This window comes from Ruegeria sp. BG10 (genome assembly GCF_056538575.1).
Genome location: NZ_JBQFTI010000001.1, coordinates 989875 through 1014141, shown reverse-complemented (window position 1 = coordinate 1014141; position 24267 = coordinate 989875). Strand labels below are relative to the sequence as shown.

Genomic DNA, 24267 nt, shown 5'->3' with positions numbered 1-24267 from the left:
TCTTTGACAAACGAAAGAACTTTGGTCTTAGGTATTACTATCACTAATAGGTTGGTTACCGATGGCAAAATCCCTTCCGCCGCTTACGTGGTTCAGATCGTTCGAGGCCGCGGCCCGGCGGCTGAGTTCGACCGCCGCAGCCGAGGAAATCGGCCTGACCCAATCCGCCATCAGCCAGCAGATCAGATCGCTGGAAACCCGATTGGGCGTGGTGCTGTTTCACCGCCATGCGCGGGGCTTGTCGCTGACGGACGAGGGGCGCAAGTTGTTGCCCCAGGTCGAGGCCGCTCTGGACATGTTGCAAACCGCCGCCTCGCCCTATCTCGCCGAAGAACGCGCGAGGCACATTACCGTCGCGGCCTCGGTCAGCGTTCTGGAATGGGTGATTTCACCAGCGCTGCCCCGGTTTCAGGCCCAGCACCCCGATACTTCGGTCCGCTTCGTCAGCACGATCTGGCCCGACGAATACGCGGCCTCGCGCGCAGATGTTGAGATCCGGTTCGGGTCGGAAAAGCAGGTCGGCAAGAACGCCACGCCGCTGCGGCCCAACACCCTGATAGCTGTGAAGTCACCGCATCTGAGCGCGGAATTTCCGGACTTGCCCCTGATCGAATCCGTTGGCACCTCGGACAACTGGGCATCCTGGTCCGAGGCGACGGGCCACCCTGTGCACAGCCCGACCTATTTCGTGGATTCCTATGGCCTGGCCCTGCAACTTGCCACAACGGGCAACGGCGTGGCCTTGGTGAATGCTCTGGTCGCGGATCACGCGCTGAAAGCCGGCCTTGTGATTCCTGCCGCAGACGCCTCGGCCCCTGCAAGCGAGGGGTATTTTCTGGCAGTACAGCGCAGCTCGCCCGAGGTTGATGCGTTTGTGGACTGGTTTTCCCAGACATTGGCCGACCGCGCAATCCGATAGGGTCTGATTCAGACATGTCGATGTCGCATCTGAGGATATCCAAACACCGCATAATGGTGAATTCTGGCAAAAAAGGTCCGATTCATGCGATATTCAGGCTTCCGAGTCTTCAAAGAGGCACTTACCGGCCACAAGGGGTGGAAACCGGTGTGGCGCGATCCCGAACCCAAGGCGCATTATGACATCGTCATAATCGGCGGCGGTGGTCACGGGCTGGCCACGGCGCATTACCTGTCCAAGGTCTATGGTCAGCGCAATGTGGCCGTGGTCGAAAAGGGCTGGATCGGAGGCGGCAATGTCGGGCGGAACACGACGATCATCCGCTCGAACTATCTGCTGGACGGGAATGAGCCGTTCTACGAGTTCTCGCTGAAACTGTGGGAAGGGCTGGAACAGGACCTGAATTACAATGCGATGGTCAGCCAGCGCGGGATCATCAACCTGTTCCATTCGGACGCGCAGCGCGATGCTTACACACGGCGCGGCAATGCGATGATCCTGAACGGTGCGGATGCCGAATTGCTGGATGCGGATCAGGTGCGCCGGGAACACCCCTATCTGAATTTCGACGACGCCCGGTTTCCGATCAAGGGCGGCCTTGTTCAGCGGCGCGGCGGTACCGTGCGGCACGATGCCGTGGCCTGGGGGTATGCCCGTTCGGCGGACAGCCACGGCGTCGACATCATCCAGAACTGCGAAGTCACCGGCCTGCGGATTGAGGACGGGAAGTGCCTAGGCGTCGAGACCTCAAAAGGTTTTATCGGGGCGGGCAAGGTCGGCTGCGCAGTGGCCGGGAATTCGGGCCGCGTGATGGGGATGGCCGGGATGCGGCTGCCCATTGAAAGCCACGTCTTGCAGGCTTTTGTCTCTGAGGGGTTGAAGCCGGTCCTGCCCAGCGTCATCACCTTTGGCGCAGGGCATTTCTATGTCAGCCAGTCCGACAAGGGCGGTCTGGTTTTTGGCGGCGATATCGACGGCTATAACACTTATGCCCAACGCGGCAATCTGCCGGTGGTCGAGGACGTCTGCGAGGGCGGAATGGCCCTGATGCCGATGATCGGCCGCGCCCGTTTGTTGCGGATGTGGGGCGGCGTCATGGACATGTCGATGGACGGCTCGCCCATCATCGACCGCACGCCGGTTCAGGGGCTCTATTTTAACGGTGGCTGGTGCTACGGCGGGTTCAAGGCGACCCCGGCATCGGGTTATTGCTTTGCACATATGCTGGCGAAGGACGAGCCACACCCGGTCGCAACCGCCTATCGCCTCGACCGGTTCCGCACCGGCAGGATGATCGACGAAAAAGGCGCGGGCAACCAGCCCAACCTGCACTGAGGGGACCAAGGATATGATCATCAACCACCCTTTGCTGGGCCCCCGCGACGCGGCAGAATTCGTCTATCTGGGCGATGCCTCATTGATCGACCGGCCTGATTGGCAGGCCGAGAACGCGGCCGACGCTTTCTATGAATACGCCTATCTGCGCGACAACCCTGCCGGTGAACATCGCGAGTTGTGGTTTCACGAGGCGGGCGACCGGTCGTGGCTGGTCGTGACACGCAACACGCTGACGCATGAGGTTTCAAAGGTGGAACTGGCCCGTGACGTGGCCCGCGCCAGGGGGCGATCCAAATGACGCAGGAAAACCGGCTGAACGGCGGTCAGATCGACCGCAACACGACCCTGAACTTCCGCTTTGACAACCGCAGCTATACTGCGCATCCCGGCGATACGCTGGCCTCGGCGCTGCTGGCCAATGGTGTCCGGTTGGTCGGAAGGTCGTTCAAATACCACCGCCCGCGCGGCTTGCTGACCGCCGGGTCCGAAGAACCCAACGGTATCATCGAATTGCGCGCGGGCGCCCGTAAGGAGCCTAACACCCGCGCCACAACAATCGAGGTGTTCGACGGGCTTGAAGCGCAATCGCAAAACCGCTGGCCCAGCCTGAAATTCGACGCGCTTGCGGTGAATGATCTGTTCTCGAACTTCCTGTCAGCTGGATTCTACTACAAAACGTTCATGTGGCCCGCTGCGTTCTGGGAAAAACTATACGAGCCGATGATCCGCCGCGCCGCCGGGCTGGGATCGCTGTCGACAGAGGCTGATCCCGATGAATATGACAAGGGTTTCCGACATTGTGACCTGTTGATCATCGGCGCGGGTCCCGCCGGTCTGATGGCCGCGCTGACCGCCGGGCGTGCCGGAGCGGACGTCATTCTGGCGGACGAGGATTTCACCCTAGGCGGCCGCCTGAACAGCGAGACGTTCACGCTGGGCGATCAAAGCGCCAGTGATTGGGCGGCGCAGGCCGTGGCCGAACTTTCGTCCTTGCCCAATGTGCGCCTGATGCCGCGCACAACCGTAATCGGCGCGTTTGACCACGGCATCTACGGTGCTGTCGAACGGACCGGAGACCACCTGCCGACCTTGCCGGCCGGAAAACCCCGCCAAATCCTCTGGCGCATCTACACGCAAAAGGCGCTGCTTTGCGCCGGGGCGACCGAGCGTCCGATTGCCTTCGAAAACAACGACCGGCCGGGCATCATGATGGCTGGCGCCCTGCGAACCTATGCCAACCGTTTCGCGGTCACGGCGTCGCAGCGCGCTGCGATCTTTACCAACAATGACGATGGCCACCGCACCGCCGCCGATTTGCATGCCAAGGGCGTCAAGATTGCCGCTGTTATCGATGTGCGCGAAGATGCGCCCACCAGCTATGACTATGAGGTTCTGAAGGGCGCCAAAGTGGTTGATACCAAGGGTCGCCGCGGGTTGAGCTTTGTCGAGGTCGCCCTGCCGAATGGCGAGACCCGCACGCTGGATTGCGGCGCGCTGGGCGTGTCGGGCGGGTGGAATCCGAATGTGCACCTGACCTGCCATCAGCGCGGTCGCCCCAAATGGAATGAGGCCTTGGCGGCCTTTGTCCCCGGCCCTGACCTGCCCGTAGGCCTGTCTGTCGCGGGTGCGGCAAATGGAGAGATGTCGACACATGGCGCGCTGCGATCCGGCGCTGAAGGCGCTACGACCGCACTGGATCTGACCGGTTCGCTGCCGGATCTGCCAGAGGCCGAGGATGCGCCGGTTGCACTGAAACCGTTCTGGTACGTCCAGGGCTGCAAGCGCGCCTGGCTGGATCAGCAGAACGACGTGACCGTCAAGGACGTCAAGCTGAGCTATCAGGAAGGGTTCCGCTCGGTCGAGCACCTGAAACGCTATACCACGCTGGGCATGGCTACGGACCAGGGCAAAACCTCGAACATCGGCGGGCTGGCGATCATGGCCGAAGTGGCCGGAAAATCCATTCCCGAGACCGGCACAACCATCTTTCGCCCGCCTTACACGCCCGTTCCGATCGCTACATTTGCGGGCCGGATGAAGGGGCAGGATTTTCATCCGACCCGCCTGACGCCATCGCATTTCTGGGCCAAGGAACGCGGCGCGGTGTTTGTCGAAGCCGGCAACTGGCTGCGCGCGCAATGGTTCCCCCTGCCGGGCGAAACACACTGGCGCGAGTCCGTGGACCGCGAAGTGCGCCAGACCCGCGCCTCGGTCGGGGTGTGCGACTGCACGACTCTGGGCAAAATCGACGTTCAGGGCACCGACGCGGCTGAGTTTCTGAACCGCGTTTATGCCAACGGGTTTTCAAAGCTGGCCGTCGGAAAAACCCGCTATGGCCTGATGCTGCGCGAGGATGGCATGGTAATGGACGACGGAACAGCAGCGCGGCTGGCCGAAGATCACTTCGTCGTCACCACAACCACGGCCAATGCCGTCGGCGTCTTTCGCCACATGGAATTCGTGCGTCAGTGCCTGTACCCGGATATGGATGTCCAACTGATCTCGACCACCGAAGCCTGGGCGCAGTTTGCGGTTGCCGGACCCAATTCGCGTATGCTGCTGCAAAAGATCGTGGACCCGGAATTCGACATCTCGAACGAGGCATTCCCGTTCATGGCCTGCGGCAACATCACCGTTTGCGGCGGGCTGCGGGCGCGGCTGTTCCGGATTTCGTTTTCAGGCGAGCTGGCCTTTGAGATCGCGGTCCCGTCCCGCTATGGCGACGCGTTGATGCGGCGCTTGATGGCCGAGGGCGAAGAGTTTGATGTCGTACCCTATGGCACCGAGGCGCTGGGCGTGATGCGGATCGAAAAAGGGCATGCCGCCGGGAACGAATTGAACGGCACCACCACGGCGCTGAACCTTGGCATGGGCAAAGTGGTTTCAAAGAAGAAGGACAGCATCGGCTCGACCCTGTCGGAACGTGAGGCACTGAACGCGCCGGACGTGCTGAGGCTGGTGGGTATTAGGCCACTGAATGCCGACGATAAAGTCATCGCTGGCGGACATCTGATGGCGGCCACGGGCCCGGTCGATGCAGCCCACGATCAGGGCTATGTCACCTCGGCCGCCTATTCCCCCATGCTCAACAGAAATATCGGGCTGGGTCTGTTGAAGAACGGTTCAGAAAGACAGGGCGAGAAAATGCGCCTAGTTTCCCCCCTGACCGACCTGACCGTCGAGGTTGAAATCGTCTCGGCCCATTTCGTTGACCCCGAAGGAGAGCGTCTTCGTGCATGATCTTGTTGCTATAACCGCGCTGGGCCATACCGAACCTTTGGTGGACATTGTCGGAGGGGTCACATGCACCGAAGTTCCAGGTGTCGCGCTGGCGTCGGTCGCGGCGCGTCTGGGTCAGGAAGGACCGGCGGCGAAAGCCCTGTCATCGCTGATCGACGCGCCGACCCCGGACATCGGAAGATGTGCGGGCACGGCTGTCAGCGCATTTTGGGCCGGCCCCGAACAATGGATGATCGAAGCACCGATTGAGACATATGAGGACATTGCTCGTCAGGTGAAGTCAGCGATGGGCACAACCGCCTCGGTGACGGAACAAACCGACGCCTGGACGCGATTTGACCTGAGCGGCGAAGGTATTCCTGCGGTACTGGAATTGTTGTGCCAGCTTGATTTGCGCCGCATCGACGAAGGCGCAGCCGCGCGCTGCGCCATACATCACATCGGCTGTTTCCTGATCTGCCGGGCACCCGGATCGTTCAGCGTCTATGGACCGCGTTCCTCGGCCGGGTCGCTGCACCACGCCATTGTCACGGCCATGCGGTCAGCGCTGTAAAGCGACGGTCAGACCGACGGCAAGGGCGCGTTGTCCTCGACCCGAAATCGGTTGATACGGCGCCTGTCCTCGCTCGGGCTAAGCCCGAAGGCCGCCCGGTAATGCGTCACCAGAGGCGCGACCGAGCCATAGCCGATTGCGGCGGCAATCTCGGGGATCGGATCCTTGGTATACACCACCATTTGCCGCGCGGCCTTCATGCGCATGGCGCGATAGTAGTGGCTGGGGCTCTGACCTGTTGCCTGTTTGAACGCCCGTTCGATCTGCCGCGGGGTGACGCCGGTGCGACCGGCGACATCGGCAATTGAGATCGGCTGGCTCATATGACCGGCGAACAGCTCCACACAGCGCGACACCAGCGCCGGCAGTCCGTCGCCTGTGTCTGGTACTGCGGCGTCGGGAACCTGTTGCCGCACCCCTGCACCCCGCATCATCGGGTGCTGGAACCAGCATGCGACCTCATGCGCGACGTCGCCGCCCAGCCGGTCCTGTATCAGGTGCAGGGCAAGATCAAACCCCGCCGCCGCGCCGGCGGCAGTGTACCGGCTTGCCGTTCTGACGATCACTTCGCTGCGGGCGTCCAAATCCGGAAATTCAGCCTCGAACGCGGCTTCATAGCACCAATGGACCGAGACGGGATGACCGCTCATGACCCCGGATCGAACCAGCGGGAAGATACCGCCGCTGATCCCGCCCAGAACCACTCCGTGTCGGGCAAGACCACGCAGCGCCCCGTTGCCGGTCTTTGGGTTGTCGAACCCGGATGTAGGGCTGCTGAGCAGAAACAGGATGTCCGTATCCCTGCATTCGGCCAGGGATCGCTCTGCCTCGAACCCGACGCCGGCACTGGATTGAACCTTCTGCCCGTGTTCCGAAATCAACGACCAGCAGAACGCCTGTTGCCCGGCGATTTCATTGGCTGCCCGCAACGGTTCGATGACCAAGGTCAGGCAGGCCATGGGAAACCCGTCAAACAGCAGAAAGCCGATCTCGATTCTGTTTTCCTTCAGCATGGCCCTGTCCTAGCAGGAAATCCGCGCTGCCCCTATGGGGTGTTTACGCCCAGCGGAACAGCCCGATCACCGCCGAAGATGCATAGAACACCTGCAACAGCAGAAAGGTCCATCGACGATCGATTACGGCCCATGCAGCGAACAGGCCCGCCGACAGCAGCAACAGGGTGAACCCCAAAAGTTCGGCCCCGATATTCGACGCAATCAGCAGGGCATAAGCCATGGCCAGCACCGATCCGGTGATTTCGAAGACAGTTGTCAAACCGCGCTGGCGCGTGGTGTCCATCTTAGCCATGCCTCACCCCTTCCGCTTCAGAAAATCAATCAAAAGGGCTGCGACGCGCTCGGGTTGATCCTCCATCGCAAAGTGACCGCAGTCTTCCAGAACATGCAGTTCAGCACCTGGAATGGCAGCCTGCAGTTTGTGCGCCCAATCCACGACCTGCCACGCATCGTCGGCGCCCCAGATCAACTGCAGTGGCAGCGCGCCGAGCTCATGATACCGGGGGGCCAGATCGTTTGTGTATTCCGCGGCGTAGTGCCGGACCTGATGCTGAAACAGGCTGCCCTGCCCGATTGGACCGCTGATGAAATCCAGATATGTGTTCAGCGCAGTTTCAGCCAGACGCTCTTTGTTTTGGACGGTTGACAGCAACCATTCCTGGAAATGGGCACGGTGATCCGCGTCAGGGGCACTGATCAACTGCTCCAACCCTGCCTGCATCTGTTCCCGGGTCCGCCGGGACGGCCAGCTGTCAAAGCTGACCACGTCGATCATCGTCAGTGAGCGGACCCGCTGCGGCGACTGGATCGCAAAGCGCTGCGCGATACCGCCGCCGATGTCATGGGCAATGATGTGCAGGTCCTCCAGCCCCCAGCGTTCCAGCAAAGCCTCGAATATCGGAACCTGACCCGTGACCGACGTGTCGATGGCCGGGTCCCAAGGTCTCTCTGACAGTCCAAACCCCAACAGATCGTAGACATGGACCTTGTAACCGGCCCCGACCAGTTGGGGCAGCACGTTGCGCCAGATAAAGGAAGAAGACGGCGTGCCGTGGATCAGAACCACGGGTTCGCCTGTGCCATATGTCCCGTGTGCAATGCGGGTACCATTGATCACGGCATGATCGGTGACGAGATGTGACATGAGGGCTCCGAAAATATCTCTTTCCCTGTAAGTAGACCGGCGCTAGGTTGTGACACAAATGAATGATTGTCATCTGGCGATCTGTTTTTGTCATGGGCGAGCAAATGAACGAACGGTTGGAAATTGATGCTCTGCGCGCTTTGCTGGCTATAGCAGCTCATGGCGGCGTGACCCGCGCGGCGGAACATCTTGCGCTGTCGCAATCGGCGGTCAGTCACAAAATCCGGCGGCTGGAGCAGGCGCTGGATTGCGATTTACTGGCCCGCCGCCCGGGTGGCCCGTTGTTCACCGATGCCGGCCAGCGCCTGTGTGATTATGCCAGACGTATCACCGACTTACATGACGAAGCTCTGGCAGCTTTGGGTAGGAAGCCCCTGTCCGGCACATTGCGGCTGGGCATGACCGAAGACACCACAACCAGCGGTATCGCGCGGATTTTGGGGCGGTTCACCCGGCTTTACCCCGGCGTGCAAGTGCGCACGCGCACCAGCCAGAGCCTCAACGTTCAAGCCTGGCTAAAAGCTGGCGAGCTGGACGTAGCTGTCATGCAGGTTTTTCGCGACGATATGCAGCCGGACGATCTGATCCTGTTTGAGGATTCGTTGCATTGGGTCAAATCGCCGGATTTTCGGGTCGATACATCCCTGCCTGTCCCGTTTTTGTCTTTTGACAATCAGTGCTTCTACAGAAAATGGGGGCAAGGAACCGCGGAACACCGGTTCGAAAACGTTCTGGAATGCCCCAGCGCGGCGGGCATCCAGTCTGCGGTGCGGTCCGGTCTGGGCGTTGCGCTGTTGAACGGCTTGCACGTCACCCCGGACATGGCAGTGATCGAGGACGTGTTTCCCACGCCACCCGGCATTGCCTACGTCGCCCGCACGCATCTGAAACGCCGCAATCCGGCGGCGATGGCGCTGATTGAGGAGATCGGCAAAGAAGTCCGAAACGCCATTCCCTTAAAGGTCGCCGGATAGGCGCAAATGCGTCAGCCCGCCCCCAGCCTAAAACCTTTGGACATACGTGTCCGGCGACGCTCGATCGACTTGTGGAAAGCCCATTTGCTGAACAGTGCCAGTGGGAACATCACCCGCTCACCCAACCCGTCAATGATCACCAGTTTGCCGTCACGCTCCTGCGCGCGGACAATGTTTTCAAAGCTCAGATCGCCCACGACGATTTGTCCCTTTTCGAGGTCGTCCAGAAGCTCCATGAACTCATCGTGCAGCCGCTTTCGACCGTCCCGGTCCTTGGCAAGTGCCACGCGTTCCGAATGCAGGGTCGGCGCAAGGTCACCATCCGGCCCCGTCAGCTTTTCCACCACAATGGCGGGACCCAGCGAGGTCGGAGCGTATCCCATGAAATGAGCCAGGCGCTCAATTTCGGGACAACCGCGGTTCAGGGCGGCCAGGTATTCGTTGGCTTCACGGTTCCATTGCCGCAGATTGCCATAACGCCATTCCGCATATCGCGGAATGAAATGGCTGCGGGCGGGTTCGTCCACCCGCACCTTCAGCAGCGCGCCCTCAAGTTCAGGGTGCTGGAAAATCTTGTAATTGCGGCTTTCGCGCAAGGGGCTGAAATCGCTCAGGTCAATCATGACAGCTTGATCCAGTTGTCGGGCAGCGTGCACATAACCGGGCACGGGTTTCAAAATGAGAACCCTTCATAAAACGTTCTTAAACCCGTTACAATCGACCATTACGCCAAGAATAACGCAAATCGCCGACGCTCACAGGAACGTGTCAAAGGTCATGCGATGCCGACGGGCAACCGCCCCTTTGTCACGGACCTATGTCCGGGTTGGGCAGCAACACAAAGGCACTTTGACCTGCTGTCTCGATCACCGGAACGTGGGCCCAGTCTCCGGGATCGAACGAGGGCGCGGCGGTCTTGCACTCTGCGGGTGTTTCATCACAGATCAACACCTCGGCCCCGGTCAGGTAGTTCAGCCTGAGCCGTAGTCCCCGCGACGCCTGAACATGCGCCCTGCGCGCGCCTTCCAGCCCCCAATAGTTGCCGTAGACGTAAATGGTTTCTGTACCTTCCGGGATCGCCTCGGTCATCTCGCGCGTGGATTGCTGCCACGGCGGGAAGAACCGATAGGTGGTTTTGCCGAACATCAGCACCTTGACCAGCAGCACACACATCAGCGTAATCCGGGCTATGTTGCCCCATCTGGCCGATGATTCAGACAGCTGGATTGCCACCGATGTCAGGGTCAGGCCGATCAAAATCCATATCCACCCCAGCGAACGGACAGGGACGTTCACACCGGACATCAGCGCTTTGGCAAAAAGCGGCGCCAGCCCCGCCCCGGCTGCGACCAGAATGACAAACGCTAGGTATTTTTGCCGGACGAACAATGCGACATAGGCGGCCGCGAACACCACAAGCAGGCCCACACCGTTATTGGCCACCCCGCCGCCCAATTGCGTAAGCGCGGTCTGAAGGTAGATCTTTTGCGTTTCCAGATTTGCCCACAGGTCGGCCACGGTCTCGACTTCGTTGGGGTTGCGCCACTGGGCCACAGGAATTCCAAAAATGCCGTGATGGATGTAGTTGAGCGAATAGACGACCAGAACAGCCAGAACGAGGCTGACGAAGAAGAAGCCCAGCGTCACCACAAGGCTCTTGAAAGTTTTGGGCGCTTTCCAGGACAGCAGAACAAGGGTGAGCAGCAGGAACGGGAAGGTGGTATAAGCCATGAACGACAAGGGCACTGCCACCAGCAACAAAGCACGGGCGACCCAATGGGGCAAAAACACGGTCGCCACTGCAAACAGAGTGATAACGAACATGCCCGGAACCAGCGTGTTGAACCAGAATGAAATGAAGAACGCGGGAATCGACAGGGCAACAAAAAGCGCGAAATAGCCCTTGTACCAGCCCCCGACCTCGCGACCCAAAAGGATCACTGCGGTTGATGCGGAAAACACCGACCATCCCGCAAGGTATATCAGGAAATGCACCGGCGCCGGCAGCAGGACTGGTCGGAACTGCCACCAGTAGTTAAGCCATCGCCCTTCATCCAGAGCCTTTTCATAAGCCATGTCAAAACTGCCAACCAGCGTCGGCAAATCATCGTGACGAACAAACGGATCCATGAGCTGCGGAAGATAGACCAACAACAGCGCAGCGAAGCACAGCAAAGACAACCGGGCGAGTTCGTGCCCCAAAGGTCTTGGGGTCATTCCTTGCCCCTGTGCGCACGCGCGATCATCGAGGCGCGGGCCTGTGCAATTGCCGTGACCGTCTTTCGCGGCAACCTGCGCACAATCATTTTGCGCAGGTTCCAACCCAGGGTTCCGACCTCTTTCAGCGCGCCGCTTTCTACTCTGGTTTTCAGAACCTCGGGCGGCAGCTTTTTCGCGCCTTCGTCATTGGCGTAAAGAACGGTGTTGTAGCGATACCAGGGTTCGATCATGGAATTGCCGAACATGGTCGGCCGCAGGCAGTCATAAGCCGCATAGCCGCGCTGATCGAACAGATCCTGCCAGAAGGACAGCGGCTGTTCGTTGATGTGAAACTCACCCCCCTGCCCAGGCACCGCAGCCGAAAACAGGATCAGGTCGGCATGGGTCGTCAGACTTTGCACCAGACTGTCAGAAGCCTCATGCGGAAGGTGTTCCCCGACCTCCAGCGACTGGGCAAGATCAAACCGGCGGCCCAGATCAATGGGCTGAACGAGATTTTCGCCGAAAAACGCTTCGCGCGGTATGGCAAGCCGTTCACGATCGACATAATCGCCGTCCACGCCCGCGATATCGGTACAGCCCGCCGCCGACCACTCGGACAGCCACACACCGCGACCGCAGCCGAAATCCACCACGCTTTCGGGTTGAATCCAGGACTGGACATAATGAATCAGACTGTTGGCGGAACGTCTAGCGCCCTGATCGATATAGTCAAAAAACTCGTTGGAATAGATGTGCGACATGGCTGATCTCTAGACTGAATTTCGCTCGCGATAGACCCAAAGCCGAAGGATCACAAAGTTGAGGATGGGCAGGACGACAACAACCAGCGCGGCGGACAGGGGCTCTGACAAGCCCATCCTCGGCCCCGCGTACCCGGTGATGATGGACGACACGACCAGCCCGACCCCGATCATGCAAAGAAACCGCCCGAACTGCGCCGGCGCAACAAGGGGTTTGCCGAAGGTCCAGGTTGTCTGGCCGACATATTGGATCAGAATCGCCGAGCCAAAGGCCAGGAAATTGGCGATCCAGGGCGAGGACAGCAGATGCAGCAGCCCCAGATATGCCACCATATAATAGGCGGCCACTCCGGTGCCCACGACCGCAAAACGGAATATACGGTGGCGTTCGCTCATCGCTGCCCGGCCAGATCTTCTATGATTGTTTCAACCGTCTGACCGGCCTGTTCGTCGATATAGAACAGCGGACGGCCCTTGGCCTCGACATAAAGCCGGCCGAGATATTCGCCAATGATGCCAAGCGTCAGCAACTGTATTCCGGAAAAGAAGCTGATGATCAGGACGGTCGACGCCCAACCAGCCACGGCGTTGTAAAGGATAAGCGACCCGAACACATAAACCGCCATCAGCGCCGCGACGATCAGGGTCAGAAAGGCCAGCCGCGTGGCGACCTGCAACGGTTTGATCGAAAAACTGGCCAGCGCGTCAAACGCAAACCGGACCATTTTGGACAGCGGGTATTTCGTTTCCCCCGCCACGCGCGGATCCCGGATATATTCGATGCCAATCTGCCGGAACCCCGCCCAGGCGAACATGCCACGGATAAACCGCGCCCGTTCTGGCATTTGCAGCACCGCGTCCAGCGCACGCCGGCTGACCAGACGGAAGTCGCCGGTATCGTTCGGGATGGGCACATCGGACAGGCGATTCAGTACGCGATAAAATCCATGCGCCGTCACCTTCTTGAACCAGCTTTCACCTTTCCGTTCGCTGCGGCGCCCATAAACCACGTCATAGCCACGATCCATCATCGCCATCATGTCCGACAACAGTTCGGGCGGGTCCTGCAAATCCGCGTCCAGCATGAAAATGCGGTTGCCTTTGGCCGCCATCAGCCCTGCTGTCAGAGCCACCTGATGGCCGCGGTTCATCGACAGTTTCAACCCACGCAGCGCGGGATGTTCGTTGCACTGCTTGCAGATCGCGTCCCACGTTCCATCCGTCGAGCCGTCATCGACCAGAATAATCTCGGACTGGTCGCGCCAGGCCTCGGTCGCCGCAATCAGACGCCCGACAAGAAGAGGAATAGATTCCTCCTCGTTCATGCACGGGACGACCACAGACAGTAACATTGAACCTCCGAACGCGATTTTTCTGCTCATTTTTCAGCGCTCCGGGTTCTGGCCTTGCGGACACGCTTCTGTTGTTTTTCGTTTAACGTCTGGTTGCAGAACTTGATATCCCAACAATCAGTGTTCGCTAATTGGCAAACGCCAGTTTTCGAGGGGTAGTTACCCATGCGACACATCAATTGGCACCACAGCTGGTCTTTGTTCCGATCGACTTCGTTGGGCCAGAGTTTTGCACCCCGGATATGGCAGCAATTGGCCCTTCCTGCGGCATTGATCAGATGGTCAGAGCATTGCCCGCAAGGACGCCATCACTTTGGCTGTCACAATCCCGCGCGACACTTGACCGCGCCGGGCTGGCTCAGTGCCCGAACAAACATCTTGCTGAAACCGGGAATGGATGGCGGAGAGACAGGGATTCGAACCCTGGAGACGGTTTCCCGCCTACACACTTTCCAGGCGTGCGCCTTCGACCACTCGGCCACCTCTCCGTGCCGGCGATATTTGGACCATCGCCGGAGGATTTGCAAGGGGCGAATAAGGCGAAAATTCAACCTTCTGCCACCGCGATGCAGGGGCGGCTAGATATCATCCGCTTCGCCATCGGACAGGTCCGCCTCGGTCATGTCGACCGGCTTGGTTTCTGACCGTTTTGCAGGAGGCGTTTCAGTTTCCGCCTTTGGTGGCGACGGTGGCACAGGGGGCGATCCCCGAAGGGTTTCGGGGTTACGCAGCCAGATATCGCGCTGCGCGAAGGGGATTTCGATACCCTCTTCGGTAAAGCGGCGGTTGATCTCGTGATTCATGTCGGACTTGACCGACAGGGCCCAGTTCACATCGCGCAGGATGGCGCGAATCTCGAAATCCAGAGAATCCGCTCCGAACCCCTGAAACACAACGCTGGGCGCCGGATTTGCCAGAACCATCGGGTGCGCATTGGCGACTTCGCCGAGTATCTTCTCCACCACACGGGTGTCGGTTCCATAGGCCACACCCACCGGTACGATGACCCGCCCGATTGTGTTGCCGCGGGTATAGTTCGTGACCACTCCGCTGATCAGGTCCGAATTGGGAACGATCACGTCGGTCCGGTCAAAAGTCTCGATCCGCGTCGAGCGGACCGAGATGTCGCGGACATAGCCCATCATCCCGTTCACATCGATCCAGTCCCCTTTTGAGATCGGACGTTCGACCAGCAGGATGATCCCCGAAACGAAATTCGAAACGATTGTCTGCAAGCCAAACCCGATCCCGACCGACAGTGCCCCCGCGACAATCGCCAGCGAGGACAGGTCAAAACCTGCGATCATGATCGCGACCAGCGCGGCCAGGAAAATGCCGACATAGCCGGTCCCGGATACGATGGCGTTCTGCCCACCGGGATCGATGCTGGTCTTGGGCAACAGTGAACTTCTCAACCCACTTTGCAGCAATCGTGTCAAGCCATAGCCGATCACGAACACGATCAGGAAGGTGATGAAATTGCTGGGCGAGATCGTGACTCCGCCAATATCGAAACCCAGCAGCAGACGCGACCAGGCTTCCATCAAATCCGTTTCGCGCGCGCCCCAGTACAGCGCCAGCACCGGCAGCATCAGGATGGCAATGGCGAACCCGGCCAGAACGGAAAACAGAGAATCCCGTGCAGCTTCGCCCTGCCCGCTGATCCAGCCGTAAACCGAGGTGATGAAGCGATGGAAGATTGCCAGAGCGGCAAACAGGACCAGCGTTTTCACGGCGGGAAATACGATCGCCTCGGCCGCGTTGGTGAATCCGACCGCCGCCAGAACCGGGCTGATCATCCCCAAAAGGAACAACGCCTTGCGCAGGAATTCGACAATTTGCGTCAGGCCGGAAACACGCGGCGTTCCGTTTGCTTCCGCGTCATCAGCCGCCGGTTCATTGGCTCTTATCCTGCGGATGCGCAGCAACAGAAACGCAGTCCCGACGACCACCGGAAAGCTGATCACGGCCCGGGTGGCATCGGAAAGATTTTCAATCTGATCGAACAGAAGACCGAATTCGTACACGATCAGGAAGGCCGCCAGGATATCGAGATAAACCCGCAACTTGGTGATGTTCTTGCGCGATATACGGTTATAGCCCTGCGCCGCCTGCGAGACCTGAATTTGACGCCCGATCCAGTCGTAATACAGGACCAGCGCGGCCCAGTAGGGAACGTTCTGGATCAACAAGGTTCCGCGCAGGCCCAAAAGACCGGTCATGACAATAGCCTGAACCAGCGCCCAAACGCCAAGCCATGGCAAAAGAATCCGCAGCAGCGACACAAGGAACGTCCATACGCCGCTGCCCCGCCCGCCCAGATTTCGCAGGTAATTGCCAGCTGTTTCGGACCAATAACGCCCGTAAAACAGCAACACACCCGCGGCGAAGGTCAGAAAGAGGATACCCAGACCACGATCGCGCAGGCGGGTCTGAACCACGTTTGCTTTCAGATTCTGCGACGCTTCGCTGAACAGCCCGCGCACGGCATCGACAAGGTCGATCCAGGCAGGCCCCCAGTAAACCGGGTTCAGCGGCGAAGGTCCGCGCTCCAGCAGCTCTTTCGTTTGCCGGTCGCGCAGGAGTTGGTCAATCTCACTGATCAGCCCGTTGGCACGGCTGAAGGCTTCTTCCGAGATAATTTGCGGAACCTGCAGACTGTTGAGCTGTTTCTCCAGATGCGTACGCAAATCCGCGATTTCTTCAGGTTCGGTCGCGTCGCCTTCGGGTGGCGGACCCAATGCCTTGATCTGCGCATCTAGCGTCTGGATACGGTCGGTATTCGCCGAGCGTGCCCTGTTGAAATCTTCGCGGTACTTATGGATTTCGGATCGCAGGTTTTCGAGGGCCGCGTTCGAGGTCCGGTCGGCCTCAATCTCTTGTTCGGCCCGGTCCGCCGTTTTGATCCAGCCCTGGTAATACTCGCTTTGCCGATCCGTCAGCTGGGCAACGGCGGGGCCGCCCAGTATGGCGAGGCAAACCGAGACAAGGGCAAGGAACAGGCGGACCTGCCGCAGCATCACACGTCCTCGAATACGCCGGGAATGCTGCGTGGGGCTTCGGTCATCCAATCCGGCACCGGCAATTCTTTTTCGCGCAGGAATTCCGGGTTGAACAGCTTGGACTGATAGCGCGTGCCATAGTCGCACAGGATCGTCACGATGGTATGACCCGGCCCCAAATCCTTGGCCAGTCGCACCGCGCCCGCCATGTTGATCGCGGTCGAACCGCCCATCACCAGCCCCTCGTCGCGCAGCAGGTCAAAGATATAGGGCAGCGCCTCGTTATCGGTCATCTGGTAGGAAAAGTCCGGCGTGAACCCTTCCAGGTTCTTGGTGATGCGCACCTGCCCGATACCTTCGGCGATCGAGCTGCCCTCCATCGCGATCTCGCCGGTGGTGTAGTAGGAATAAAGCCCCGCTCCCATCGGATCGACCAGAGCGATCTTGACGCCCTTGGGCTGCAGCGCATCGGCCACACCGGCCAGTGTGCCGCCCGAGCCTACGGCGCTGACGAACCCGTCGACCTTGCCGCCGGTCTGTTCCCAGATCTCTGGACCGGTGGTTTCGACATGGGCCTGCCGGTTGGCGACATTGTCGAACTGGTTGGCCCAGATCGCGCCATTTGGTTCGGTTTGCGCCAGTTCCTCGGCCAGACGGCGGGAATAATGCACAAAATTGTTGGGGTTGCGGTACGGCGCGGCCGGAACCTGCACCAATTGCGCGCCTGCCAGACGCAGCATGTCCTTTTTCTCTTCGGACTGGGTTTCGGGGATCACAATCACCGTCTTGAACCCCATCGACGCGCCCACAAGCGCCAGACCGATGCCGGTGTTGCCCGCAGTGCCTTCGACAATCGTCCCGCCCGGTTTGAGGTCGCCGCGCGCGACCGCGTCACGGATGATATACAGCGCCGCGCGATCCTTGACCGACTGGCCCGGATTCATGAATTCGGCCTTGCCGAGTATTTCGCACCCGGTCTCTTCACTGATGCGGCGCAACCGGATCAACGGGGTTTTTCCTACTGCGTCGGCAAGGTCTCGTGCAATGCGCATGGCGCCCTCATTTCATTACATATCAACGAAGATTTACAGTTGCCGTGCGACAACCACAAGCGGCGATAGCTATGCGCGCAGTCGCTCGCGGTGACGGGCCAGCCAATGGGCCAGAGACAACAGCGGCAAATCCTTGAACTGGTGGTTGTCGACCCTGTCCATAAATTCCGGAAAGGGCAGAATGCGGGTGCGGATGTCCTCGCCCTCCGACGCCAGCCCGCCATTGTCGATGGTGTGGGTCAGGTCGGCCAGCCCGACATAGAGGTGAACATACTCGGTCGAAGACCCGCTGGACGAATATGCGCCACCCGCATATTCCAGCCCGTCCAGCACCACCTGCGCCTCTTCCTGCGTTTCGCGGCGTGCGGCCTGTTCCGGCGTTTCACCGGGGTCGATCATGCCGGCCACGGGTTCCCACATCCAGGGCTCGGGGTCTTCGATCAGAAACACCGGCGGGCGGAACTGTTCGACCAGCAACACCGTATCGCGTGCCGGATCATAAAGCAGGACAACCACGGCGCTGCCCTGAAGCAACCCGTTGCGGTTCAGAACCGGCCCCATCGAACCGTCATTTCGACGGTGCTGCAATTCTATTTCTTCCATACCGAAATAGTCGATATAGGCGCGTGTGTGACGATGAACGATGACGTCACCGGTTGCGTCGCGGCCTTCCGCCGTTCTGCGTTGACGCGCGGCAATCTTGGCCCAGGCCCGGGTGCGGATCGACGGAAAACTGCGGGCGATCGTCGCTACATCAACCTTGCCGAAATAGGCCATCACTTCTTGCGCGGCCAGCAACGTCAATTCGCCCCACGCGTCGGCCCATTCCTGCAACGACCAGGGCGCGCCCGGTGTCCACAAGCCCGGCTCGGGGTAAAACACCCGCGCGTTGGCCCTTGAACCGTCGGCCAGATCCACCAATTGCGGGCTGAGGTCATAATCGAACCCACCTTCATAATAGGTCAGCCGTTCAAGGTCTTCCGCGCTAAGGTAGCGCACCAACAATCCGTCGGCCAAACCCCCAGGTTGTTGTACAATCATGGGAAAGGCCTGCCCCTTTACCCCATAGACGGCATGATCCGGCAAAGACGCCTGCGAAACGGACAGTTGGGAAAACGGTCGGCCCAGCACCAGTTCCAGCAACGGCTGATGCCTGAGCGTGCCGTAAAAAAAGAGATCGGACACGGAATGAGGTCTCGTATTGATTTCCGGGTTTACCGCCAGCGGCGACTGGCTTCTTCAGTGGCTAGGCCCGCGATAAGTGCTCCGATTGCCAATGTCCACAGGATTTCCGGCACCAGAAGCAGCCTGCCGTAATCGACGCTGATCTGAAAAATAGCCAGCAACGCCTCGAACGGTCCGTCATAGCGGTGACGCATGGCGAGACGAAACATCTCATAGCAGCCCTGCACGAACAGCGCCCAGAACACCAGCGACGCGATACCGGTCAGACCGTTATTGACGGCCGCGGTCCAGCCGCGGCCAGCCCGTTTGCCCATGATTTTCCAGCCGCAGGCAACCGCAATCAACATGTTCACATAGGTGAACCAGCCGTAATCCTTGCCCTCTTCCCCGTTGTTGATGATCATGCTCGAGACCAGAAAGGCCACCACCGCCAGACAAAGAGCAGCAACGAGACGCGAGGCACTGGGCATTCGAAATTTCCGTTTGTTAACTGGGTTTTGCTACAGTGATCTGTGTCACATCGCAGTTGCCGGTGTCAAAGGCTGCGCCGCAGGCGGTCAAATAATAATTCCACATGCGGCGGAAACGCTCGTCAAAGCCCAATTCGGAAATTTCGTCCCACTTGTCGTTGAAGGTCTCGTACCAACGGCGCAGCGTCAGATCATAGCTTTTGCCGAATTCCCTTGATTTCACAACCTTCAAGCCCGCCTGCGTGACCTGCTGTTTCAGGATCGACGGTGCAGGTAACATCCCGCCCGGGAAGATATATTTCTGAATGAAATCAACGCCGTTCTTGTAAATGTCCCACCTGTGGTCGGCAACGGTGATGATTTGCAGCGTGGCTTGCGCACCGGGTTTCAGGCGGTCCCGGACCGTATCGAAATAGATCGGCCAGTATTTCTGACCGACGGCCTCGAACATCTCGATCGAGGCGATGCCGTCATACTGTCCCTGCTCGTCCCGGTAATCCTGCAACTTCAGCTCAACCATTTCGGAAAGCCCTGCCTTTTCAATTCTCTGCCGGGCAAAGTTCAACTGCTCCCGACTGATGGTCAGACCTGTGACCCGAAGGCCACGCTCTTTCGCGGCATATTCTGCGAAACCACCCCAGCCACAGCCGATCTCCAATATGTGGTCGCCCGGTCTGGCACCCATTTCGTCGACAAGGCTGGCATATTTCGCCGTTTGCGCCTTTTCCAGACTTTCCTGCCCGGTTTTAAACAAAGCGCTGGAGTAGGTCATCGTATCGTCCAGCCACAAGCTATAGAAATCATTACCTAAATCGTAATGGTACGAGATGTTTTTCTTGGCTTGCCTTCGGTTGTTGCGATGCAGCCAGAACCGCAGTCTTTCATAGGCCTGGACCAGAAACTTTCCGGTGAAATCGTCGTAAACGGTTTCCGTACCCAAATGCACCAGATCCATGAAGGAACGCAGGTCCGGTGTGCTCCAATCCCCTTCCAGATAAGCATCCGAGAAGCCCAATTCACCTTCCCGTACCAGACGCGCAAAGACATCAGGGTCGTGAATATCGACCCGGGCGACTGGACCCGGCCTGGCGCCTTCGGACCGGAACACCCGGCCATCCGGCAGTGCGATGTCCAATCGGCCGGATTGCATCCGGTTCAGCATCTTGAAGACTTGAACAAAGTATCTGGGCAGGTCTTTTTGCCCTTCTGTCGTCGTCAGGATCATCCGCTCTCCCCTATGCGGCTGTTGGTTAAGGCTAGGACGAGTTTGTGTTTCTGGCAAGTTTTCAGTTCCTTACTGGGTTTTTCGGCTTTCATAAGCCGCCAGTGCGCGCGCCCTTCCTGCGGCCAGGCCGACCACGGGCGCAGGGTATGGCGCGTGGCGGTTCAGGCCCCATGAACGCGGTACGGCGTCGAAATAGGCCCGCGCCGTCGGCGCTGGGTCGGCCTGGCCTTCGGCGATCCATCGGTTCAGGTAATCCGAGTTTGGATCGAACTTCTCCTGCTGGGTCTGCGGGTTGAAAATGCGAAAGAACGGTGCGGCATCAGGCCCCGACCCCGCGACCCACTGCCAGCCCATCGCGTTTGCGGCAGGGTCCCAATCAATCAGGCAATCGGCAAACCAGTCCATGCCGATTTTCCAGTGGGTCACTAGGTGTTTGGTCAGATAGCTCGCGACAATCATGCGCGCCCGGTTATGCATCCGCCCGGTCACATACATCTGCCGCAGCCCGGCATCGACTGCGGGAACCCCGGTTCTGGCCTGCTTCCACGCAAGGACATTCGGATGATCCGCGTTCCCGTTCCACGGAAATGCATCCCATTCCGGCTTCCAGTTGCCGTTCAGCAGGTGCGGCGTGTGGTACATGAGGTGATAGGCAAACTCGCGCCAGACGAGTTGACGCAGATACACCCCGGTCCCCTCGGATCCGTTCATTGCCGCCCGCTGAACCGCGTGCCAAATGCTGCGCGGGCTGATCTCTCCCAACGACAGATAGTCCGAAAGCTCCGACGTTCCATCCAGATCCAGCCGGTCCTTGTCGGCCGCGTAGTCGTCGATGCGATCCAGAAACTGATACAGAGCGTCAAAGGCCGCAGGCTCGCCCGGGCGTACATAGCGGGAAACGACGGCGGCACCACGGTTCATCGCGGCCCCCAGTTTCCATGTGTCAGGATCATCGGACTGCGGCCACTGAGCCGGTGCCGCAATACGCGGAGGATCGGCCAAAGGCGTGCCAACGTCCCGGCCCTGTACAGCCCGCCACATCGGCGTGAAAACGCGAAAGGGCTGATCCGATTTGGTGGCGACGGTCCAGGGTTCGAACAGCAGATGACCCGGATATGACTGCACCTGAACGCCCTGACGGGACAGTTCCGATTTGATCAGCGTGTCCCGGGCGATTGACCCCGGATCATAAGCGCGAGACCAGTAAACGGCGGTTGCACCGGTTTCGGCGATCAGGGACCGAAGCACGGACAATGCATTCCCGCGCCGCAGGGTCAGGCGACTGCCGGACTGGCGCAGCTGACTGGCAAATGTCTCAATCCCAAGTCCAAGACGCCATTTTGGTGCGGCACCAAGTGACTCTGCAATGTCATCCAGAATAAAGACCGGAATAACCGGCCGGCCAGTTGCGGCCGCCGCGCACAAGGCCGGGTGGTCCGACAGGCGCAAATCCCGCCGGAACCACATAATGATTGGAGACCGCTCGCTGTCCATGATCGCCCTGCTGTTTTCTTCGGTTTACGAAGCAGGGCGGAAACCGGATCACAAAACGGCGTCTAATGCGTTCAAAAGCTGATCAATTTCCTGCTGCGATGTGTAATGCGTGAAGCTGACCCGCAATACACCATGTTCCGGATCCACGCCCATCGCCTGTAATGGGCGAACGGCGTAAAAGTCACCGCCACCCGCCATGATCCCATGTGGGGCGAGTTCAGCCGCGACCGCTTCGGCATTCCTGTTCAGAGCCAGAGCCACGGTTGGCGCGCGGCGCTCGGCCTCGGACGTGCCGATCAGACGAACCGCGTTGCGATCCTTTACCGCGTCCAGCACGGGCTGCAGCAAGGATACCTCATGCCCGCGCATCAGATCATGAACAAACGCCCCGCGCTCTGTCGTGCCCGTCTGTGGCCCGCCGTGATGATCGCACAGCGCATCGACATAGTCTGCCATTCCGGCGCTGGCTGCGATCTGCGCGTGGTCCGGCCCGGCTGGGGTGAACCGCTTGTACAGAGACTCGGCATTGAAATAATGCGCCTGGTTCGGCAGCAAATCCCCAAGCGACCGACGGATCACCATGCAGCCCTGATGCGGGCCATAGGTCTTATATGCGGAAAACAAATAGATATCCGGCCCCAGGTGCCCCACATTCGGAAACCCGTGCGGGGCATAGGAAACGCCGTCTACACAGACAAACGCCCCGGCTGCATGGGCAATCGCGGTTATTTCGGTCACCGGGTTGATTTCACCGATCACATTCGAGCAATGCGGAAAACAAACCAGACGCACCTTCTCGTCCAACATGTTTTCCAGATCCATTGGGTTCAGCGAACCTGTTTCCGGGTCGATCTGCCAATCCCGGATTTCGATACCGTCCGCCGCCAGACGCCGCCAGGGCCCGGAATTGGCCTCGTGATCCTGATTGGTGACCACAATCGCTTCGCCCGGCTTCATCCACTGACGAAAAGCCTGCGCCAAAACATATGTGTTTTGCGTGGTCGATGGCCCAAAGCTCAACTCATCGGCGTCCACGCCCAGTATTCCGGCCATCCGGGCGCGCGCTTCGTCCATCTCTTCACCACCCAGACGGCTGGCGTCATAGGGGCCATAGGGCTGAACCTTGCGCTGGGTGTAGAACCGCGTCAGGCGATCCAGAACGGGCTTGCAGGTGTATGAACCGCCAGCGTTTTCGAAAAATGCCTGACCTTGCAGGCTGGGCTCGGCAAAGGCCGGAAATTGCGACCGTACGTAGTTCAGATCCAGAGCGCTCATGGCATATGCCTCCTTCGTCATGCTCGTCAATCCAAGAGGTGCCCGAGCATGATTTCGGAACCCTCTGAAACCATGGCAGGTCTTCCAGCCCAGCGGGTATTCGGCGAATCCCGCAGCCCCTTGCGCAGCGCCTGCGCAGGAACCCGGCCAAAGTGCCCAGCACATGCGCCTGCGTCAAGCGCATCGCAGCGGGCCAGACATGAAAAAGCCGGTCGCAGCGGCCCGGCTTTTGACGCCTTGTTTCGGTCGCCTATCCCTGAACCTTGGTATAGGTGCCCTCACCCGCCAGAATACCGCGGAAGCCGCCGGGTTCGTCCAGTCCAAACACGATCAGGGGCAGATTGTTGTCGCGCGCCAGGGCAATGGCCGACGCATCCATGACCCGCAGGCGCTTGGCCAGCACGTCGTCATAGCTGACCGAGTCGTAGCGGACCGCATCCGCATGGACCTGCGGGTCTTTGTCATAAACGCCGTCCACACCGTTCTTGCCCATGAAAATCGCTTCGCAGGCCATTTCGTTGGCGCGCAGGGTCGCGGCAGTATCGGTGGTGAAATACGGGTTGCCGGTTCCGGCGGCAAAGATGCAAACCCGTTTCTTTTCAAGGTGGCGCACCGCACGGCGGCGGATATAGGGCTCGCAGACCTCATCCATCCGAATGGCTGAAATCACACGGGTGAACACCCCGATTTCTTCCAAGGCGGACTGCATCCCCAGCGCGTTCATGACCGTGGCCAGCATGCCCATATAGTCTGCCGTCGTCCGCTCCATCCCCTGCGCCGAACCGCTTAGGCCGCGAAAGATGTTGCCGCCGCCGATGACCATACAGATCTCGACGCCCAGATCGTGCACCGACTTGACCTCTTGCGCGATGCGCTGAACGGTGGGCGGGTGCAGGCCGAACCCCTGATCCCCCATCAGCGCCTCGCCTGAGATTTTCAGCATCACGCGGTTATACTTGGTCTTGGGGGTTTCTGCGGTGTCTGTTGTCGGGGAAAGGCTCATGTTGCGCTCCGGGCTGGCACGGGTTTATTTTCCGGCGCAAAATGAAGCAAAAACTCCGCAGG

General features: G+C 59.6%; 22 protein-coding genes and 1 tRNA gene. 6 read left to right on the top strand and 17 right to left on the bottom strand.

Going from position 1 to position 24267, the window contains the following annotated elements:
• The first annotated feature begins 61 nt into the window (after positions 1-61).
• The 5 genes from ACR0D8_RS04935 to ACR0D8_RS04915 all read left to right on the top strand — a co-directional run bounded on the left by ACR0D8_RS04935 (position 62) and on the right by ACR0D8_RS04915 (position 6050).
• Positions 62-919 carry a LysR family transcriptional regulator gene (locus tag ACR0D8_RS04935; protein ID WP_480644964.1) on the top strand — a complete coding sequence of 286 codons (858 nt, stop codon included), beginning with the start codon at positions 62-64 and terminating at the stop codon, positions 917-919.
• A gap of 84 nt (positions 920-1003) precedes the next feature.
• Complete coding sequence (locus ACR0D8_RS04930) at positions 1004-2254, top strand: sarcosine oxidase subunit beta family protein (protein WP_480644963.1); 1251 nt, start codon at positions 1004-1006, stop codon at positions 2252-2254.
• Between the two features lie 13 nt (positions 2255-2267).
• The gene (locus ACR0D8_RS04925) at positions 2268-2555 is read left to right on the top strand and encodes a sarcosine oxidase subunit delta (RefSeq protein ID WP_480644961.1); all 288 of its coding nucleotides are present in this window, start codon (positions 2268-2270) and stop codon (positions 2553-2555) included.
• Positions 2552-5497 carry a sarcosine oxidase subunit alpha family protein gene (locus ACR0D8_RS04920; RefSeq protein ID WP_480644960.1) on the top strand — a complete coding sequence of 982 codons (2946 nt, stop codon included), beginning with the start codon at positions 2552-2554 and terminating at the stop codon, positions 5495-5497. The genes ACR0D8_RS04925 and ACR0D8_RS04920 overlap by 4 nt, the downstream gene beginning before the upstream one ends.
• Positions 5490-6050 (top strand): sarcosine oxidase subunit gamma, encoded by a 561-nt coding sequence (locus tag ACR0D8_RS04915; RefSeq protein WP_480644959.1) that lies wholly within the window; start codon positions 5490-5492, stop codon positions 6048-6050. The genes ACR0D8_RS04920 and ACR0D8_RS04915 overlap by 8 nt, the downstream gene beginning before the upstream one ends.
• An 8-nt stretch (positions 6051-6058) precedes the next feature.
• Here the strand turns inward: ACR0D8_RS04915 and ACR0D8_RS04910 are convergent, their stop codons facing one another.
• The 3 genes from ACR0D8_RS04910 to ACR0D8_RS04900 are packed head-to-tail and all read right to left on the bottom strand — an operon-like array spanning position 6059 to position 8210.
• Positions 6059-7063 carry a GlxA family transcriptional regulator gene (locus tag ACR0D8_RS04910; protein WP_480644958.1) on the bottom strand — a complete coding sequence of 335 codons (1005 nt, stop codon included), beginning with the start codon at positions 7061-7063 and terminating at the stop codon, positions 6059-6061.
• Positions 7064-7106: 43 nt separating this feature from the next.
• A complete protein-coding gene (locus ACR0D8_RS04905) occupies positions 7107-7358 on the bottom strand; it encodes a hypothetical protein (RefSeq protein ID WP_475160204.1) in 252 nt (83 codons plus the stop codon).
• 3 nt (positions 7359-7361) lie between these two features.
• On the bottom strand, positions 7362-8210 hold the full coding sequence (locus ACR0D8_RS04900; RefSeq protein WP_480644957.1) for an alpha/beta fold hydrolase: 849 nt from the start codon (positions 8208-8210) through the stop codon (positions 7362-7364).
• Between the two features lie 62 nt (positions 8211-8272).
• Here ACR0D8_RS04900 and ACR0D8_RS04895 point away from each other — a divergent pair, with 62 nt between their 5' ends.
• Positions 8273-9184, top strand: a complete 912-nt coding sequence (locus ACR0D8_RS04895; RefSeq protein ID WP_480644956.1) for a LysR family transcriptional regulator — start codon at positions 8273-8275, stop codon at positions 9182-9184.
• 11 nt (positions 9185-9195) lie between these two features.
• On the opposite strand, the gene ACR0D8_RS04890 is transcribed toward ACR0D8_RS04895, so the two are convergent.
• From ACR0D8_RS04890 to pyrH, 14 genes are all read right to left on the bottom strand, one after another.
• Entirely contained in the window at positions 9196-9807 is a 612-nt protein-coding gene (locus ACR0D8_RS04890) for a YrbL family protein (RefSeq protein ID WP_480644954.1), read from the bottom strand.
• Between the two features lie 184 nt (positions 9808-9991).
• A complete protein-coding gene (locus ACR0D8_RS04885; RefSeq protein ID WP_480644952.1) occupies positions 9992-11401 on the bottom strand; it encodes a hypothetical protein in 1410 nt (469 codons plus the stop codon).
• The gene (locus ACR0D8_RS04880) at positions 11398-12147 is read right to left on the bottom strand and encodes a methyltransferase domain-containing protein (RefSeq protein WP_480644951.1); all 750 of its coding nucleotides are present in this window, start codon (positions 12145-12147) and stop codon (positions 11398-11400) included. The genes ACR0D8_RS04885 and ACR0D8_RS04880 overlap by 4 nt, the downstream gene beginning before the upstream one ends.
• Before the next feature lie 9 nt (positions 12148-12156).
• Entirely contained in the window at positions 12157-12543 is a 387-nt protein-coding gene (locus ACR0D8_RS04875; RefSeq protein WP_480644950.1) for a GtrA family protein, read from the bottom strand.
• Positions 12540-13499: a glycosyltransferase family 2 protein gene (locus tag ACR0D8_RS04870; protein ID WP_480644949.1), complete on the bottom strand. Its 960-nt coding sequence runs from the start codon at positions 13497-13499 to the stop codon at positions 12540-12542. The genes ACR0D8_RS04875 and ACR0D8_RS04870 overlap by 4 nt, the downstream gene beginning before the upstream one ends.
• Before the next feature lie 398 nt (positions 13500-13897).
• A tRNA-Ser gene (locus ACR0D8_RS04865) sits at positions 13898-13987 on the bottom strand.
• Positions 13988-14077: 90 nt separating this feature from the next.
• Entirely contained in the window at positions 14078-16519 is a 2442-nt protein-coding gene (locus ACR0D8_RS04860) for a DUF3772 domain-containing protein (RefSeq protein WP_480644947.1), read from the bottom strand.
• Positions 16519-17553 carry a cysteine synthase A gene (locus ACR0D8_RS04855; protein ID WP_480644946.1) on the bottom strand — a complete coding sequence of 345 codons (1035 nt, stop codon included), beginning with the start codon at positions 17551-17553 and terminating at the stop codon, positions 16519-16521. Before ACR0D8_RS04855 ends, ACR0D8_RS04860 begins: the two co-directional genes overlap by 1 nt.
• Before the next feature lie 69 nt (positions 17554-17622).
• Entirely contained in the window at positions 17623-18738 is a 1116-nt protein-coding gene (locus tag ACR0D8_RS04850; protein WP_480644945.1) for an NUDIX domain-containing protein, read from the bottom strand.
• Positions 18739-18767: 29 nt separating this feature from the next.
• Positions 18768-19208: a TrgA family protein gene (locus ACR0D8_RS04845; RefSeq protein WP_475160180.1), complete on the bottom strand. Its 441-nt coding sequence runs from the start codon at positions 19206-19208 to the stop codon at positions 18768-18770.
• A gap of 16 nt (positions 19209-19224) precedes the next feature.
• Positions 19225-20433, bottom strand: a complete 1209-nt coding sequence (locus ACR0D8_RS04840) for a class I SAM-dependent methyltransferase (protein ID WP_480644944.1) — start codon at positions 20431-20433, stop codon at positions 19225-19227.
• Between the two features lie 69 nt (positions 20434-20502).
• A complete protein-coding gene (locus ACR0D8_RS04835; RefSeq protein WP_480644942.1) occupies positions 20503-21927 on the bottom strand; it encodes a cryptochrome/photolyase family protein in 1425 nt (474 codons plus the stop codon).
• A 48-nt stretch (positions 21928-21975) separates the two neighbouring features.
• Positions 21976-23202: an aminotransferase class V-fold PLP-dependent enzyme gene (locus ACR0D8_RS04830; RefSeq protein ID WP_480644940.1), complete on the bottom strand. Its 1227-nt coding sequence runs from the start codon at positions 23200-23202 to the stop codon at positions 21976-21978.
• A gap of 250 nt (positions 23203-23452) precedes the next feature.
• Entirely contained in the window at positions 23453-24205 is a 753-nt protein-coding gene (gene pyrH / locus ACR0D8_RS04825) for a UMP kinase (RefSeq protein ID WP_475160171.1), read from the bottom strand.
• Between the last annotated feature and the right edge of the window lie 62 nt (positions 24206-24267).